The organism is Labilibaculum euxinicum (assembly GCF_963678175.1).
Taxonomy (GTDB): Bacteria; Bacteroidota; Bacteroidia; order Bacteroidales; family Marinifilaceae; genus Labilibaculum; species Labilibaculum euxinus.
This window is the reverse complement of the sequence record NZ_OY782756.1, coordinates 2,877,007-2,893,796: the sequence shown is the minus strand read 5'-3', so window position 1 is coordinate 2,893,796 and position 16,790 is coordinate 2,877,007. Positions and strand designations below refer to the sequence as shown.

Genomic DNA, 16,790 nt, shown 5'->3' with positions numbered 1-16,790 from the left:
AAAGATTTAAAACGATTCATTTTCAGTACGATCGATCACTTCCTGCTGTAAATCGGCATTCATATCGTTGAAATAATCGCTGTAACCGGCCATACGTACCAACAAGTCTTTGTAATCTTCCGGACATGCCTGAGCGGCCAGCAAAGTTGCTGAATCAACAATATTAAATTGAATGTGATGACCACCCAATGAAAAGTAGCTTCGAATTAGCTTGCTCAGCTTATTAATGTCTTCATCCCTTTTCAGTAAACTTGGAAGAAAACGCTGATTCAATAAAGTTCCACCCGATTTGGTCTGATCAATTTTTGTCAGGGAACGAATCACTGCTGAAGGACCGTTAATATCGCTGCCATGCGAAGGTGAAGTTCCATCCGAAATAGACTTTCCGGCTAACCGCCCGTTAGGAGTTGCTCCCATTACTTTACCAAAATATACATGACAGGTAGTCGACAGCATATTCAGATGATAAGTTTCTCCTTTAGTATTTGGCTTACCATCAATAGCTTCCAGTAAATCGTTGTAAACACGCACTGCAATGCTATCGGCGTATTCATCGTCATTTCCAAAAAAAGGTGTTTTATTGAGTATTGTCTGACGAAGAATCTCCTCCCCTTCGAAGTTTTTACCAACAGCCTCCAGTATTGAATCCATAGTAAAATCTTTCGACTCAAACACATGTTTTTTCAGTGTTGCCAAACTATCGGTAATAGTTCCCAAACCAGTACATTGAATATAGTTTGTGTTGTATCGTGGTCCGGCATTGTAATAATCGCGGCCTCTGGCAATGCAATCGTCTGTTAATACCGATAAAAGTGGTGCCGGTGCATATTTAGCAAACATACGGTCGATATAATTACTTACCCTGACTTTCTGATCAACCACAAAATTCAGCTGTTTCAAAAATGCTTCGTACAATTCTTCAAAGCTTTTAAAATTACGCGGATCACCGGTTTGAATCCCTGCTATTTTACCGGTTACGGGATTAATTCCGTTGTTTAAGGTTACCTCTAAAACTTTCGGAACATTCAGATACCCAGTTAAAACATAAGCTTCTTTCCCAAAAGCTCCTACTTCGATACAACCGCTGCAACCACCTTCACGCGCATCTTCCAATGACTTACCTTGACGAAGCAATTCCATGACATACACATCGGGATTGAAAACAGAAGGATAACCGTGTCCCTGACGAATCACCTTACAACCCTCTTTTAAAAAACGATCGGGAGTACGTGTACTAACATGAATGGAACTTCCCGGCTGCAGAATATGCAAATCTTCAATGATCTCCAGCAACAAATAAGAAACCTCACTAACACCATCGGAACCGTCTCTGCGGACTCCTCCAATATTGATGTTCGTAAAATCGTTATAGGTTCCGCTTTCGCGTGCCGTAATTCCCACTTTGGGCGGTGCAGGATGATTATTTACTTTAATCCAGAAACAACTCAATAATTCCTTTGCCTCCTCACGGGATAAGTCTCCGCTTTCTATTCCTTTATTGTAGAAAGGTTCCAAATGCTGATCAAAATGACCTGGATTCATAGCATCCCAACCATTCAACTCGGTAATGGTTCCAAGATGCATGAACCAATACATTTGGATAGCTTCGTGAAAATTCCGGGGAGCATGAGCCGGTATCCAACGACACACTTCAGCAATCTTTTTCAGTTCAGTAAGTCTTTGAGGATCTTTTTCTGTTTTAGCCTGTTCTTCGGCTAAATCGGCATGACGTTCTGCAAATACAATCGCAGCATCGCAGGAAACTGCCATGGCTTTCAGTTCTTCCAGCTTATCAGTGGCCTCATCATCATTCATAAAATCCAAACGGTCGATGTGAGCCTGAATGTCCTTTTTAAAATCAAGCAATCCTTTTTTGTAAATCTTGCCATCTAAAGTCGTGTGACCGGGAGCCCGTTGCTCCATAAATTCGGTAAACAAACCAGCCTCGTAAGCCGCACTCCATTCTTGAGGAACGTAATTGAAAATGCGTTCGCGCATGGTGCGGCCTTCCCAATATGGAATTACCTCACGTGCATAAGTATCAATATCTTCCTGCGATATGGTATAGCGTTGCAAATCGCGGGTATTTAATACATTTAAATCGTCAACACTATGGCAAGTCAACTCGGGAAAAGTAGGTACACATTTTGGTGATGGGCCACGTTCTCCCACGATCAACTCACCTTCCCCCAAATAAATTGTTTTCTTTTTACAAATTTCCATGAAAGTTAATGCCCGCATCATTGGAATGGAATACTTACCATTGTTTTCTTCGTAAAAAGCGGTTTCGATCAAAGCTCTTTCGATATCGAGCGAAGGCTCTGTACCGACACTAATTTTGCGTAAATTCTGAATACGTTCGGTCATTCTTTTATGGGAATCCGAAGAATGGACATTACTAAAATTGCTTTCTGAACGAGGCGCACGCTCAGGAGTTTTATGTAGATTATTTGAATTCATTTTGTTATTAATTTTTGGGTTCAAAAACTAAAGTTGGGTATCTAATACATCTTTATCTACGAACCAATCCGTAAATAAATAAAAAGTGTAAATGTAGTGTGTGAGGAATTTACCTGTTTCATACATTGAAACAAGTAATATCAATTAAATTGTCCGATTGTAGTACATCAGGCAATTGAATAGACGACGATATGAATGTGTTAACGTTTGAAGAATAATCATTTGGTCTATTTTCTAAAATCAAAAGTAGAAATTTTTTAGTCAACTGATTCATTTCCTCCGTATATTTTTTTTAAATAAGATCCTTTATCAACCAAAACACAAATAGAAAAAAGTCATAACACATTATATGCCACGGCAATTACTCTTACATCACAATAATTAATCACAAATAATTATGTATAGTTCTTATCTTTTTCTTACATTTATGGATTTGTATCTGATTATTGTTGAAAATCATTATTCTGTTGCATCATAAATATTTAAAAATTTAATCTGTTTCGAAGAAATAGCACTAACAAAACAATAACTACGCAGAACCAGCCATGGCTTCTATTGCAAAGATTTATTTAATTTATTCTGAGACTGCTGCATATTTAGAGGAGAACGTCTTAATTTTATTCTTCAGGAATGATTAGCAATCGTAATAAATTTTCCAATTCCTTTGTATCCAATGGTTTTTGCAAATAGCCATCAAATAGTTCCTCTCTTTCTATATTCTTTATTTCATATTGATTGAAAGAAGATAATACAACTATTTTAACTCCATTGGAATTCTGTTTTCTTATTACTTTGGTAATTTCAACACCACTTATATCCGGCAGGTTAATATCCATAAATATCAAATTATAATTGCCTGCTAAAGCCTTTTGAAGGCCTTCTTTTCCAGATGTTACAATATCCCAAACCAAACCGTACTGGCTTAATAATAAATTACAGCTTTTAATATGAATGGGGTTATCTTCGATATATAAAGTTTTTTGTCTGGATAAAAAATCAACCCAATTAAATATTTGTTTTACTTTTTGTTTTTTAATATAAGGGAGCTTTATCCAAAATTTACTTCCCGTGTTCACTGTGCTTTCTACACCAATTTCACCCTGATTCAGCTCAATGAGTTCTTTACAAACAACAAATCCGAGTCCAGTACCTGTTTCATTATTCGTTCCAGTCCTCGAAATTGATTTTATATCAATTTTAAATAGCATTTCAAGGGTTTCTTTATCCATTCCAATTCCTGAGTCGCTAATGGTAATTAGTATTTTCTGATTAACGCGTTTAGTGGTTACTAGAACCTTTCCTCCGTTTTTCGTAAATTTAATGGCATTGTTAATCAAATTTCTCAAAATAGTATTTGTCATTTGCCAATCGGCATAAATGAATACATCCTCCTCTAATCTAACTGTTTCCAGAGTAATGTTCTTTCCCTCTGCTGCGAATCGATAAACAGCAACAGCAGAATCAATTAATTCATTCACATTCATCGATTTAGGATTCGACACCAAGGCCTTTTTTTGGCTTCTGGCCCAAACCAATAAATCGTCAAGTAAATTATAAGTATTTTGTGCTGATTCGCTTATTGCTGAAATAATTTCTTCATCAAGATCAATTTCATCATTTTTAACCGCCTTTAATATATTGGAAATACTTCCTACCGGTCCCTTTAAATCATGCGCTATTATTGAAAAAAACTTATCTTTTGCTACATTACTTTGGCGCAATTCTTTTTCTGATTCTTTTAAGCTAGCTACGGCCTTTTCTTTTGCATTACTTTCCTTATCCAGTTGAATATTGGTATTGTATAATTCATCGTTACTTGCATGCAATTCTTCATTAGCAGCTTCCTGTTCTTCTGTGCGTTGCTTGACCTTTTCTTCCAGAGTGCGGTATAATCTTGCATTGACCAGTGAAATAACCATTTGCGACGATAACAGTGTTATCGTTTCCTGTCTTTCTTCTGTAAAAATATTTTCAAGTTCGGAGTGTTCAAGATAAATAACTGCCACGATTTCCGATTGATTTAAAATAGGTAAAACCAATGTAGACTTAGGCTTTTTCTGAAGAATATAAGGATCTCTAATCTCTGATTTTAGCTTATCAGAGGTTATACCTGTTTTAGTTCTTATTACATAATTTATTAAATCAATTGAAAGTATATTTGGATTTAATTCAATCCCTTTTAAAATACTCTCACCTCCCTGAGTGTCCAGAAATGCTTCAATTTTCCATCCATCATCTTTCAAAATCAAATAACATTTTTTGGCTGCTGACACTTCAATTAGTATATGCAGCATTTTCTTTAAAAGCACATCTATTTGTGTTTCCTGAGCCAAAATATTTTGGGCTTTTATGATAGTATGATTTAAATATAGCCGATTTTAAGGACATTAATCAATTACCAACAAAAAAGAACCTCAAAAATATGAATGGAGATTCTGAAATTGGTTTTTTAAGGACAGCAAAAAAAAGTTAACAAACAGATAAACTATTCTGCAGTGTAATAGTTTTATGTGAAATATTCAAAGAATATTATAGAAATACTCAAACTTTAATTCATCGCAATTATACTTTACTATAGGAAGATTAAAATATTTATTATATCACTAAATAAAAGTGACCAATTCTTTTTTCAACATAACTATGAAGTTAACTTTACTTTATGGGTACCTACAAATTTCTGAAAATCAGATTCCAGCTTTCTACAATAATTGAGAAGCTTTTGCCCGGCTTCGGTTAAATTAGCTACACCTCCTCCATTACCTCCTTTGCGACTAATAAGCATAGGAGTATTGAGTTTGCAATTTGTTTTATTGAGCATATTCCACGCATAAGAATACGACATGCCAATATTGTTGACTGCCGCGTTTAATGATCCGGTTTTCTCAATTTCACTTAACAGAAGTATTACCTTGGGATTTATAACAAATCCATCTTCGGTTTCAATTGATAATGCACCCTTTATTAGTAATTCCATTACCAATTATATTAGTTCATTAGTAGTGGTTAATTCATTACCAAGCCTTAAAAAATTACGTGCTGCCTGCATCGTATTATCCAGTTGTTCCAATTTTAGATAAAAGGCTTTTTCTTTTTCATTAGTGGTTACAATCTTGTTCATTCCTCCATTTTTTATGATTACACGTCGGTCGGCAAGCAAAATAAGTAAAGGATCATGTGTTGCCATAAGCACTATTTTATCTTTATTTACCAGTAGCTGCAATGCTTTTTTCTTATCTACACCGGCATTTTCTATTTCATCTATAAGCACAATGGGAGCTTGACCAATACAGGCGACATCTGCAATCATTAAAGCTCTTGATTGTCCTCCGCTTAGGAATGTTACCGGTGTTTGCGGATCAAAACATTCTCCCGAAAGTTCATTTGCAAGTTCAATTACCTCATCAACTTTTTGCCTGGCATTTTCCAAGAACCTACTTTGAGCATGAAGCATCAAAAAACTATGTACATCCATGTCCAGCACAAAATTCATATTCTGGGTTATTTGTGCTATCAGTTTACCTCCAAACTGATTTACAGTATCTTCATCCGAAAGTTTTCCATTGATTAAAACTTTTCGTTTGGTTGGTGTATCTGCATTGGCCAACCATTCAATATCAGCTAACAAGCGACTTTTACCCGACCCTGTTGGCCCCACAATACAGGTTATTTCACCTGGTTGCAAAAATAAATTACAGAGTTCACTCTTGCCATTTTTATCAACTCCTGTCAGTATTTCGAGCGATTCAATTTTAACAATTTCATCGGCAGAACTCATGCCTTTCACATAATCGACAAACATTTCCATCATTTCGTGACGGGATATGCCATTCTCTTCCCAATAATCAAAGGGCAAAGTGTCCATTAGTTCCAAAAGCGATTTTTGCTCGTTTCGAGTATCAATATTGAATGAAGTAAAAAAATCGGAAAATATAGGTTTTTCTTCAATTAACCCGCAGAGCGGTTCGTTTAATAGTTTATCCGTTTCCATGTTCACAACTTAATTTTACGGTTTAATCCTACTTGAAAATCTTCGCCAACCCGGGTTTCTCCAAGACAATACGAACATAGTGCCGCCGGCATTGAAAAACGAAGTTTCAGATTATTTGTACTGTCAATTGTTCTCGATTTTAGTGCTCTGGAGGCTATTTTATCGGCTCCCTGTCCGGTAATACCGTTTATAAACAGTACCGTACATCTAGGGTTAACTTGTTGTATTCTAAATCGAAAGACCTCCCGTTCGGCCTGCGATACCAAATCACTTTTGGTTACCACTACAATATCGGCCAATTTAAGCATGGGACCGGTTTTTACCGGTGTATTAATACCACTTAAATTATCGAGGACACATACTGCAGTTACGTCCTTTAAATGTGGGGCACAACGGTTGCAAAGCCCTGCACTTTCTGTAATTAGAATTGTGAATTTGTTGAGAGTTGCCCATTGAAAACATTCTTCAATATTGGATATAAAATAATGGTCGGGACATAAATTACCCGCCAATCCGGTTTTTGCCGTGATGCCGTTTTTTGTGTATTGTTCCTCATCGAGCGAGCTAAGACAATCGAACTTTATTACACCGCAACTTGCTTTTAATTCGGGAATACTTTCTATCATTTTTATAATTACCGATGTTTTCCCAGACGATGGCGGACCCGCTATGGTTATTAGTTTTATCATGATGATATCGTTTTAGTGTTCCAAACTTTCATAAACACGTCCCGCATATCGTTCTTTAATTGTCCAATATCCTGTTTATTTAAAAAATCCCACCCAAGCCACTTGGTTGTTTGTGGAAAATTATGGTGTGAAACTTCCGGATTAATGCTCGGGAAATACCTGCCGGAAAGCATATTCCCGGTATCTTCACTCATGAGAAAATCAAGTAAAAATTTATGCTCTTCAATTTTATCTTTTTTCACCAGTATAAAAACCGGACTAACAATGGCTCCATCCTGTGGCCAGATAATCTCTGCAGTTTTATTCAAAATACGTTTTGCAAAGAAATAAGGCATAATGTAAACCGCAGCTCCTTCCTTTTTATCTGTCCCGGCAAGTTTAACCATTTCGACAGGATGCAAGCCACTCTTAATGTTTTTAGCCAGAGTTTCGATGGCACTGAATCCATTATCTTTAAAAAAAGGCAACATGACAGCGTTACAGAAGAAGTTTTCTTCACCCCGCATGATAATATCATTTTCGAATTCAGGAGCCAGCAGATCACTCCATTTTTCAGGTATTTTGCGGTCACCCAGTTTTAGCTTGTCAACCACCATAATCAACATATTCGAAGTAAACATGGTGAAATTGCCTTCAGGATCGGCATAGCCAACTTTTTCGAGGTATGAGTTCGGTGCATAAGGTGTGTAGGTCCGGAATACACCCTTCTGAATAAAACGTTCCATGAATGGCCTGTGAAAAAAATTATTCACATCCGAAGCCATAATAATATCAGGTAGTTCATTACTATCAGTAATGCCATCGAGTAAAGGATAGTAGGATAATTCGTGATTTACGTTTCCTTCTATCAGGTAATTGAGTGAATTAAACGGATCGGGATTTTCTGTAAAAAATGATTCTAAATACTCCTTAAATGGATTTCGCAATCCGCACGGAAGCATTGCTGCAAAATGCAGATTTTGTTGAGCCTGAATTAAACTGGATGGTTGTTGTGTTGCTGCATTGAAAAGTACGTGATTCAGACTCGCTATAAATTGACTTTTTTCAATTTTCTTTGCTGTCAATAAACTGTTCAAACGAGTGTATTTACCAATTTTATTCAAATTTTCAGACTTAAAATAGCTGCCCAATCCATGTTTCTCAAAAACAAGTATAAGTTCGTTACTCATTTCTGCCAGCTGCAATAAATTTTCGTTTCCTGTTATCATACCCACAATAATTAAACAGTAATTAATACTCGTCTTTTGTCGCCAAAACTTGTAAATGTTTCAACAATTTCCATCGGTGTATTGTATAAATCGGTAACCGTATGAGCATGCAAAACATCTTCCGGGTTTCCTTTATGCGATACCGTGCCATTATTAAGCAATACAACTTTGTCGGCATATTGCATAGCTTGTTGGGGAGAATGGGTATTCATAATTACCCCGTATCCATTCTGGGTAAGTAGTCGGGTTAGCTGCATGACACGAACCTGATTACCCATATCAAGATTCGATGTTGGCTCATCCATGGCAATGAATTTTGGTTGTTGTGCCATGGCTCGGGCTATGAGTACCATCTGTTTTTCGCCCCCGCTTATCTTCGAAAAGTTTTTATGCATTAACTTTTCTATGCCAAGCGTTTGAATACAATTCACTGCAATTTCAACATTACTGCTCCGGGGGTTTTCAAATATACTTTTTGAATGGGCATACTGCCCCATAAGCACCACATCGAGTACAGTAAATGGGAATGGTGTTCCATGAGCTTGCGGCACATAACTTATGAATTGGGCAAATTCTTTTGCAGAAAACGCGGTACTATTCATCCCATCGTACAATATTTCTCCTCGCATAGCAGGTAATAAACCTAGAATTGTTTTGAAAAGTGTTGTTTTACCTACACCGTTTTTCCCCAGCAAGCAAGTGAATTTTGCTTTCGGTATCGAAAATGATATATCTTTCAATACTTCTTTTTTACCATATCCGCAGCATATATTTTTGAGTGCTATCATACCTGATTCTTTTTAGACGTTTTCATGAGTATATAAATAAAAAATGGTGCTCCAATCAGACTGGTTGTTATGCCAAGCGGAATTTCCATAGAAGAAACCGTACGACTAAATCCATCAACTATTAACAGGAAAATACCGCCGATAAAAAAGGATACAGGAAGCAGCACCGAATTTTTTGGACCGATCAGCATTCGTGCAATATGCGGGATTATTAATCCCACCCACCCGATAATTCCACTGATGCTGATGGCCACAGCTGTCATAAGCGTTGCAATGGCAATAACCATTATGCGTATGCGGTTCACTTGTACTCCCATGGTTCTGGCTTCGTCATCGCCAAAGGAAAGCATATCCAGTTTCCAGCCCGATAAGCTTAGCAACAATAGTCCCGGCAATGAAACAGCGACAATAAACCCAAGGTCTTTCATTTCAATTTCCGATAAACTACCCATAAGCCAATATACAATGGAAGGCAGTGCATTATTGGGGTCGGCAACATATTTCAGAATGGAAATGAGTGCTACAAAAACAGCACTTACAATCATACCCGAGAGGATTAGTGTTAGGCATTTATCGAACTTTTTCCCTGTGGAATGACTGATTGCATACACCGCTGCAACGGCCATAATTCCGAAGATGAAAGAAAATCCTTGTAACAAGAATGAACTAAGTTCCAATAAAATTGCCAGCGAAGCTCCAAAACCGGCACCTGCCGACACGCCCAAAATAGAAGGCGATACCATTGGATTGCGAAACATGCCCTGATAGGTTGCCCCTGTTATAGACAGAGTGCCACCAACCAGAAAGGCAACCAAAATACGTGGCAGACGAATATCGAATAGTACCGTTGTAATTTGCGGAGGTATTTTAATATTGGAATTGAAAAGAGATCGAAACAACAATCCAAAATCGTTCGCCGTAATACTGAAACGTCCTAACATAAGCGAACAGATCCCGATTGTAAGGCTCACTAGTACAAGTAATAGAAAAAATGGTATGTGAGATTTTATCTGCATGTGCTTAGTTAAAAAGAGAGAGAGATTCAGCAGGTGTTAACTCATAATTATAAAATAATTTGTAAAACTGAATGATTGAAGTACGGGTATCTGTTTCCGATTGTCCGTAAAATAACTGGCACAACCATATTGCTCCGGGAATACGATTTATTGACGGCGGGTGGTCAAACCATGCAAATGGCTTACCGGGAACCTGATATACATTTCCTTTCTGCACGGCGTGTATACTTTTCCATTTACTATCCTTTGTAATGCTTAAGAAAGCACTTGAATTGCCTTTAAAACTTGCTGTGAAAATATAATCGGGGTTCCACATCAGCACCTGTTCCATATTAACCTGAGCATGTCCGCCTGACGGAATATCAACTTTGGCAGCATTGGGAATATTTAAAAAATCGAATACTTCGGTGTGTTTTGAACCCGATGGGTCGGTCAATAATCCTGTTGTTCCCAAGGTGTAATAAGCAGTTGCTTTTATGGCTGGGGTTACTTTCTTCAATGAGTCAATTTGATAGTACAAGTCATTTAAAAATGAAACATATTTTTTGCTTTCCACCTCTTTGTGAAATAGTTTCCCTAAGAAGATATAGGTCTGATCCAGATTATCAATAGACAAATCAATAAAAACAACCGGGATCGACAGCCGGGCACCTAATTTCAGAACACTTTCCTTATTTTCATTTTTATCGTAAAAACCTGCAAAAATAAGCTGTGGAGCCACAGAAAAAACTTCTTCAATATTCTTTACATCAACTTCGGGTATGGTAGCGTATTGCGACGAAATAAATTGATAATTCTTTTTGCCCGGAAGCATTGCTGTCGCCACCATTTTATCGTTAAGAAGCGGATATAGGAGTATAGAAGTTTTTGAATCGTATGGCAATATCTTCTCTATTTCTTCTGTAATTTCGACTGTTCGGCCTGCCATGTCGGTTACTGTTTTGGCAGACAGGTTAAGTGTAAAGCAGATAAAAAGTATTGTTACTATTGGTCTCATAATTCGGCTTTTTTATAGTGATTGTATGCTGTTTCGCTTAATTCTTCTTTAAATAGGGTAATGGCAATTCTTTAATTTTATTCCATCCGACCCACTGTATTTTAGGATTGCCGGATGTTGGTAATTCTGATGTAATATGCGCTGTTCCCCATTTTTCCATGATGCTTTTTATCTGTGGTGAATAAAGGTGCCTTGCCATTTCAATTCCATGATCACATAAACTATTCTTCATTAAAAAGAAAATACAAACGCATGGGTTTCCATCTTTGGCGGTAATTACTTCCGTTTTTTCGAGCGCGTCGCTGCGAATAAACCGACCGGCAAACTGGTGTACAATATTTATTGGAGCTGAATCACCATTATTTCGGGCCATATTTTTAATGATGTATGAAAAATGCTGTTTGTTCTTTACATTCGATGCATACTGCTCAATCCCCTCCCGACCCACTTTTGTGTACAGATAAAGCATCATATTAAAGCCAAAATGATCACGTTTTGCTTTCCCCATTTGCATAATTGCATTGGCGTATTTTGGCTCCAGAACTGAAATCCATGTTTTAGGTAATTCTTCAGAAAAAGGAATTGTTTTGTCATGGATCATCACCATTTCTTCTACACCAAACGGATGATAATCGTGTTGCGAATCCTGCAATCCGGCTTTAGCAAAAACTCTTCCCGTTTTATCGAAAACAGGGGGATGAGAATAGGAGCCTGTTTTCACAAATTTATCGACAAATCGTTGACTCATAAACGAACTAAAGCCCTTCCCTATAAGTATTTCCGGCAAATCGTCGGGCGAAGTGCAAAGCGATATATAATTATGAAACTGCTCTTTAGAATGTTTAGGGAAAATGTTCAGGTTGAGCTTAATGCCTGATTTTTCAGACTTGCTTTTCATTTCATATACAAACTCGTTTTGCCATAAAAAATTAACAAAACCTGCTATGTTTACATGTCCTAGTTTAATAAGACGTTCACGCATCTGTTGGTAATTGCAGGAATTTTGTTCTTCCCTTTTTATGGATCTTTCCAAACCATATTGCAATATACTTGCCGGAATATCAAGCATTGTTGCCAAGGATATCAAGCTTGTATCATCCTGTATTTTATCCAGAAATGGATATAAAAACTCCTCACAACCGGGTGTTTGCTGCAAAATCTGTTTTATTTTGGTTTTTATATCAATCATAACAACAAATATTAAAAGGTGAAGGTTAAGAAAACACGCACATCCCGCCCCTCGCTGGGTAAATACGACTGGTAGCATTGGTATTTGGTGTTCATCAGGTTATTTACAGCCACATTTAATGATGGTTTTGAGAGCAGATTTGGCAGGTTTACGCCCAAATTGCAACCAAGCAGTAAGTAAGCCGGCGTTACATATGGGTTATCGCCCAAACGCGATTGTTCTGAGTAATAAATACTGCGAAGTTTACAGTTGTATTTTACATTTTTCGTAAATGTGCCACTGTAACTAATATCTCCTTTTAAATTGAAAAGTGGCACGTAATTTAAGGGAGTACCATTGCTCCAATAATCAGCCGACTCGCTAACATCAGTTCCGTTTAGGTAGGATATGCCGCACTGTATTGAAAGATGGTCATTTTCCTCCAGCACCTTATCAAACAGTAATTTTCCATTTATTTCGCCTCCCCAAAGGCGTGTTTTACCAATATTTACATAGGTAAAATTGGTGCCCGGCAATCCACTTATTTCCTCTTTGGTAATCATGTTGTTCATCAACCATAAAAAGGGGCTTGCTTCCCATTCGAAATACTTATTCACAACACGATAGCTTAAGTCGATACTGCTGCAGTATTCCGGTTTCAGATCGGGATTTCCATAAATGATTCCGTTCGATGTATAACTATCGGCAAACAATTCGGTAGTTTCGGGCATTCGAAACGAACGTGCCAGATTAAGTTTGAGAGTCGAGTTTTTCTTTATTTGTGCAATTAAAGCTGTATTTCCACTCAATGCTTCTTTTTGTTGTTCCAGCCCTTTGTTTTGTTCGCTGCTATGCACATTTCCCTGATTAATTATTGCCTTGTTATACCGTATGCCAACTACCGTTTTCACTTGGGAAGTTAGCCGGACATTATTTTCTAAATACACACCAAAATTCTGATTGTGTGCATTCTGACTCACTCTGTTGTTGAAATTCATTTCTTCGATATAATCTACTACATCAATTGGGGTTGATATATGAAAGCTATAAGCTTCAGCACCGGCTTTTGTCTGATAACTGTCGGACACTTCCACTACTGTATTTACATTTGCTCCATAATAATAATCGGAAAAACGGGTCGTTTCCAAATACGACAATCGATATCCGGCAGCTGTATAATATCTTTTAGTCAGCTCCCTTCTCTCGTTTGAATAAAAAACACTTGTTTCAAAATTGCTTAGTATTCCCATGTTTGGACTACAGTATTTCAAAACATAATTATTTGTATTTTCATTTGTGGTTTGCACTCTCATGTAATTGGTTCCGTTAAAACCGACCGGCTTCCCCCATGGACCTCCATCGTGAAAATCACTTGTGAAAATCAAATTTTGCTTATCGGATAATTTGTATCCAGCGGTTACGAACAAATCTTTATCGGTATAAAAACTATTTTCAGCAACAGTACCATCGGGGTATTTAAAATTACTGGCATCGCGGTAACGAAATCCTGATTTTACAGCAAACTTTCCGTTACTCCATCCGCCGCAAACCAAACTATTTTTCTCGTGGTTTACAGAACCATAGCCAGTCGTGATTTTTGCATTCAATCCGTCTTGTTTAAAAGGCGACTTATCAATAAGATTAATAATACCTGCCATAGCACCAGCTCCGTAAATAACCGATGCTGCTCCTTTTTCCACTTCGATACGTTCCAGATCGTATACGTTAATTGTATGGGACATATAGCCTGCCGGATAACTGCTGAAACGTCGTACACCATTACGTAATACCAATAACCTCTTGCCCGACATACCCCGTAAGCTTAAAGGTGCTTGATAGCCCGATTTGATGGTAAAGCCTGCCTTGGTTTGCAACACTTCACTTACATTACGGGGACGTAAACTCTGGATTTCTTTTTTGCCGGAAGTAAAAGCTGAAACGGGGCTCTTGTTATTGATGTATTGACGGCTTACCACTGCTATTTCGGTAAGCCTATAGTTTTTAGAACTTAATTGGTAAGCCGTGTCAGCCACATCAATTCTTAAGGTGTCGGTATTGTACCCCATAGCACTTACAATAATGCATCGACTCAGACTATCGGGAAGCTCTAGGTTAAAGTTCCCGAACTCATTGCATACAACGCCATTACCCAAACTATCGCAAACAGTGGCAAACGGAATCGGATTCCCCGATTCATCTGTAAGTACGCCCGAAAGCTTTTGCTGTCCGAATAAGGGAAAACAAAACAGAATACTGTATACTATAAGGATGTATCGGTTCATTTTTATTAATTTACCCGAATTTTAATTTTGCCTCAATCGTATTTTACTCGCTAACAACCTGCCATCTAACCAAGGTTTGCTTTTCCTTTGGCTTTGCAGGTTTAAACTCTTTTACCATAAATTTCACATACGCACCTTCGCTTGTTTTCACAAGATATACAGGTTGTACTTCCTGCTCTGTTTTCCCCTCTGGAATCACCAGAATATTAGATCTAAATTTTTGACCAATAGCACATTGATCAAGAGCCACAAACAAAGGCGCACGTTCGTAAAAACCTGTAGTTTCATTTTTGAATTGTTCGAAATCAATTACCGGATCGGTAACTAATTGAGCAGTCATTTCTTCGGTTATGCTTGTAAGCGAATTAAAGTAATCCACACCTTCACCAAGCTTACATATCTTTGTTTCCGATGAAAGCAACATGGCCGGACAGCCTTCGATTTTTAAATCGCCATAGGTGTCATAGTAATACGATTTTACAACATAAAATTTAACATCATAAGGAAATTCATCTTCCAATTCCATATACTTATAATCCAAATCTGTTTCGTCAAGCTGACATTCTGCATGTACAAAATCCATTCCTGCACCCCAAACATTTACCTTAGGGTCGCGTTCCAAATAATACTCTTTAACAGGATAATCGCCCTGCGTGATCACCAAAGGCTTATCCTCTTTATCACAAGATACTAACAATACAACAAGGGCTGCAAAGGCCAAAATTAATTTTCTCATTTCTTTCGCTTTTAATATTTGAACAATTCGATATCTCTAATTGAGTTAATGCCGTAAGCTTTATAAAGTACAACCTCGTTATGTTATTTGCAGATAACGTGCCATTAAAAAAAGCCACACCATGAATTCACCCTAATGAAAAGGAATACAACGAATTAAGGCTTTTTATAAGAATTATATAAATGGTGAGATTTTACATTTTAGTAAAAATGAAGAATTATAATCTACAAAAATGTAACATTTGGGAATTGCATTTAAATGGACAGGAGTAAAGCCTGTTTCTTAATTTCTTATTATCAGTAATCAAAGAAAGAAGAAGATTTTTTGTTGCTCCGGCAACATACTTTGATGTGATGCTCCGTATGGGAAAAATCAGAAACTATTTCATAAAAAAGACCTGCCGGGTTTTAAAAATCCTGTCAGGTCTGTTACTATAATAGGGTAAGCTCGAACGAAGTCTTTTATCACAAACGCTATTCCTGAGCGCCGTGATTCTTTGCAATTCCGATCCAATGTTCAACCAAACTTTTAGGATCAGCCCCTATACCACGAGCAAAATGCAAAGCTACTCCCATAATTAAAACAGAAGCTTCATGTAATTCTTGATTTGTTTGCAAGGCTCCAAATTCTTTCTGCGCTTTTAATTGAAGCAAATTATTGTGTTTTTGAGTAAATGCAATAGGATCGTCATCAGAAATTTCAGGAATCATCAAACAATCAATCCACTCCTGCCCTATCCTTTCTGCTAATTCTTCCGGAGGCTCATTGCCCATCTTTCTCCACAATGGCAATGTTTCCTTATCTCCGGATTCGGACAAACCAGTATCAAGCAATAGTTCAAACGCAATATCAGCTATATTTTGCATCATTTCTAAATATTGATCCTGAGCCTTTTCGAATTGATCCGTTTCCTGACCATTAAGATATTCTCCAACACTCATTTGAGGTAAATCTATAACTTCGGGACATTTTTCCAAACAAGGAAGTTTATCTCCCTGATACATATAGCGAACTTCGTTACTTTGCATTTGACGACCCAGTGGAAATAAGCGACAAGCCAATGGACGCCCCAAGTGGACACTGCATCCAAAATTATCGATATATTGAGAGCAAGCTTGTTTCCCTCCCCAACCTACCTTTCCATTAAATTGCAAACGAATCCCGCCGAACTCACAGTAAAGGTCACGAAATTCCCTTGGAGTCATTTTTTTCTCCCTTGCCAAACACACCAGCTCCCATGGATTAAGCAACACTTGGTTACCATGGCAACAAGCTCCGATTCGCGCACAGGTGAGAGACAATATATTTTGAATACTCAGTATAGTTGTTTGCATTATTTATTATTTCATTTTTGATATTTCACTTAATAACAGCTCAATAATTAATCGGTTACCAAACTGTTAAAACATTATTTAAAAGTACAGATATATCAAATCTCCTACAATGATATATGTTAGA

The 16,790-nt window shown here is 37.4% G+C and carries 13 protein-coding genes; all 13 read right to left on the bottom strand.

From position 1 onward, the window contains the following. Positions 1-6: 6 nt before the first annotated feature. The gene (gene hypD, locus ACY0M5_RS11520) at positions 7-2,460 is read right to left on the bottom strand and encodes a trans-4-hydroxy-L-proline dehydratase (protein ID WP_461629215.1); all 2,454 of its coding nucleotides are present in this window, start codon (positions 2,458-2,460) and stop codon (positions 7-9) included. 617 nt (positions 2,461-3,077) lie between these two features. Beyond that, entirely contained in the window at positions 3,078-4,793 is a 1,716-nt protein-coding gene (locus ACY0M5_RS11515; RefSeq protein ID WP_461629214.1) for a hybrid sensor histidine kinase/response regulator, read from the bottom strand. 305 nt (positions 4,794-5,098) lie between these two features. Next, a complete protein-coding gene (locus tag ACY0M5_RS11510) occupies positions 5,099-5,434 on the bottom strand; it encodes a winged helix-turn-helix domain-containing protein (protein ID WP_289528799.1) in 336 nt (111 codons plus the stop codon). Positions 5,435-5,440: 6 nt separating this feature from the next. Next, the gene (locus tag ACY0M5_RS11505) at positions 5,441-6,448 is read right to left on the bottom strand and encodes an ATP-binding cassette domain-containing protein (RefSeq protein ID WP_461629213.1); all 1,008 of its coding nucleotides are present in this window, start codon (positions 6,446-6,448) and stop codon (positions 5,441-5,443) included. Between the two features lie 2 nt (positions 6,449-6,450). Next, positions 6,451-7,137: a GTP-binding protein gene (locus ACY0M5_RS11500; protein ID WP_461629212.1), complete on the bottom strand. Its 687-nt coding sequence runs from the start codon at positions 7,135-7,137 to the stop codon at positions 6,451-6,453. Then, on the bottom strand, positions 7,134-8,345 hold the full coding sequence (locus ACY0M5_RS11495; RefSeq protein ID WP_461629211.1) for an ABC transporter substrate-binding protein: 1,212 nt from the start codon (positions 8,343-8,345) through the stop codon (positions 7,134-7,136). Before ACY0M5_RS11495 ends, ACY0M5_RS11500 begins: the two co-directional genes overlap by 4 nt. An 11-nt stretch (positions 8,346-8,356) precedes the next feature. Then, positions 8,357-9,133 (bottom strand): ABC transporter ATP-binding protein, encoded by a 777-nt coding sequence (locus ACY0M5_RS11490; RefSeq protein ID WP_461629210.1) that lies wholly within the window; start codon positions 9,131-9,133, stop codon positions 8,357-8,359. Next, positions 9,130-10,149, bottom strand: coding sequence for a FecCD family ABC transporter permease (locus ACY0M5_RS11485; RefSeq protein WP_461629209.1), 1,020 nt, complete (start codon positions 10,147-10,149; stop codon positions 9,130-9,132). The genes ACY0M5_RS11490 and ACY0M5_RS11485 overlap by 4 nt, the downstream gene beginning before the upstream one ends. A 4-nt stretch (positions 10,150-10,153) precedes the next feature. Then, positions 10,154-11,146 carry an ABC transporter substrate-binding protein gene (locus ACY0M5_RS11480; RefSeq protein ID WP_461629208.1) on the bottom strand — a complete coding sequence of 331 codons (993 nt, stop codon included), beginning with the start codon at positions 11,144-11,146 and terminating at the stop codon, positions 10,154-10,156. A 37-nt stretch (positions 11,147-11,183) separates the two neighbouring features. After that, on the bottom strand, positions 11,184-12,335 hold the full coding sequence (locus ACY0M5_RS11475) for an ABC transporter substrate-binding protein (protein WP_461629207.1): 1,152 nt from the start codon (positions 12,333-12,335) through the stop codon (positions 11,184-11,186). Positions 12,336-12,346: 11 nt separating this feature from the next. After that, a complete protein-coding gene (locus tag ACY0M5_RS11470; RefSeq protein WP_461629206.1) occupies positions 12,347-14,596 on the bottom strand; it encodes a TonB-dependent receptor in 2,250 nt (749 codons plus the stop codon). 43 nt (positions 14,597-14,639) lie between these two features. Further along, positions 14,640-15,332 carry a hypothetical protein gene (locus ACY0M5_RS11465; RefSeq protein WP_461629205.1) on the bottom strand — a complete coding sequence of 231 codons (693 nt, stop codon included), beginning with the start codon at positions 15,330-15,332 and terminating at the stop codon, positions 14,640-14,642. A 473-nt stretch (positions 15,333-15,805) separates the two neighbouring features. Beyond that, positions 15,806-16,666, bottom strand: a complete 861-nt coding sequence (locus tag ACY0M5_RS11460) for a YkgJ family cysteine cluster protein (RefSeq protein ID WP_461629204.1) — start codon at positions 16,664-16,666, stop codon at positions 15,806-15,808. Positions 16,667-16,790 lie beyond the last annotated feature (124 nt).

Excerpts from the sequence above, each read along its gene's own strand:
- ACY0M5_RS11510 (WP_289528799.1), bottom strand. The coding sequence starts at position 5,434 with ATGGAATTACTAATAAAGGGTGCATTATCAATTGAAACCGAAGATGGA.
- ACY0M5_RS11495 (WP_461629211.1), bottom strand. The coding sequence starts at position 8,345 with ATGATAACAGGAAACGAAAATTTATTGCAGCTGGCAGAAATGAGTAAC.
- ACY0M5_RS11470 (WP_461629206.1), bottom strand. The coding sequence starts at position 14,596 with ATGAACCGATACATCCTTATAGTATACAGTATTCTGTTTTGTTTTCCC.
- ACY0M5_RS11475 (WP_461629207.1), bottom strand. The coding sequence starts at position 12,335 with ATGATTGATATAAAAACCAAAATAAAACAGATTTTGCAGCAAACACCC.
- ACY0M5_RS11485 (WP_461629209.1), bottom strand. The coding sequence starts at position 10,149 with ATGCAGATAAAATCTCACATACCATTTTTTCTATTACTTGTACTAGTG.
- ACY0M5_RS11505 (WP_461629213.1), bottom strand. The coding sequence starts at position 6,448 with ATGGAAACGGATAAACTATTAAACGAACCGCTCTGCGGGTTAATTGAA.
- ACY0M5_RS11480 (WP_461629208.1), bottom strand. The coding sequence starts at position 11,146 with ATGAGACCAATAGTAACAATACTTTTTATCTGCTTTACACTTAACCTG.
- ACY0M5_RS11460 (WP_461629204.1), bottom strand. The coding sequence starts at position 16,666 with ATGCAAACAACTATACTGAGTATTCAAAATATATTGTCTCTCACCTGT.
- ACY0M5_RS11465 (WP_461629205.1), bottom strand. The coding sequence starts at position 15,332 with ATGAGAAAATTAATTTTGGCCTTTGCAGCCCTTGTTGTATTGTTAGTA.
- ACY0M5_RS11490 (WP_461629210.1), bottom strand. The coding sequence starts at position 9,133 with ATGATAGCACTCAAAAATATATGCTGCGGATATGGTAAAAAAGAAGTA.
- hypD (WP_461629215.1), bottom strand. The coding sequence starts at position 2,460 with ATGAATTCAAATAATCTACATAAAACTCCTGAGCGTGCGCCTCGTTCA.
- ACY0M5_RS11500 (WP_461629212.1), bottom strand. The coding sequence starts at position 7,137 with ATGATAAAACTAATAACCATAGCGGGTCCGCCATCGTCTGGGAAAACA.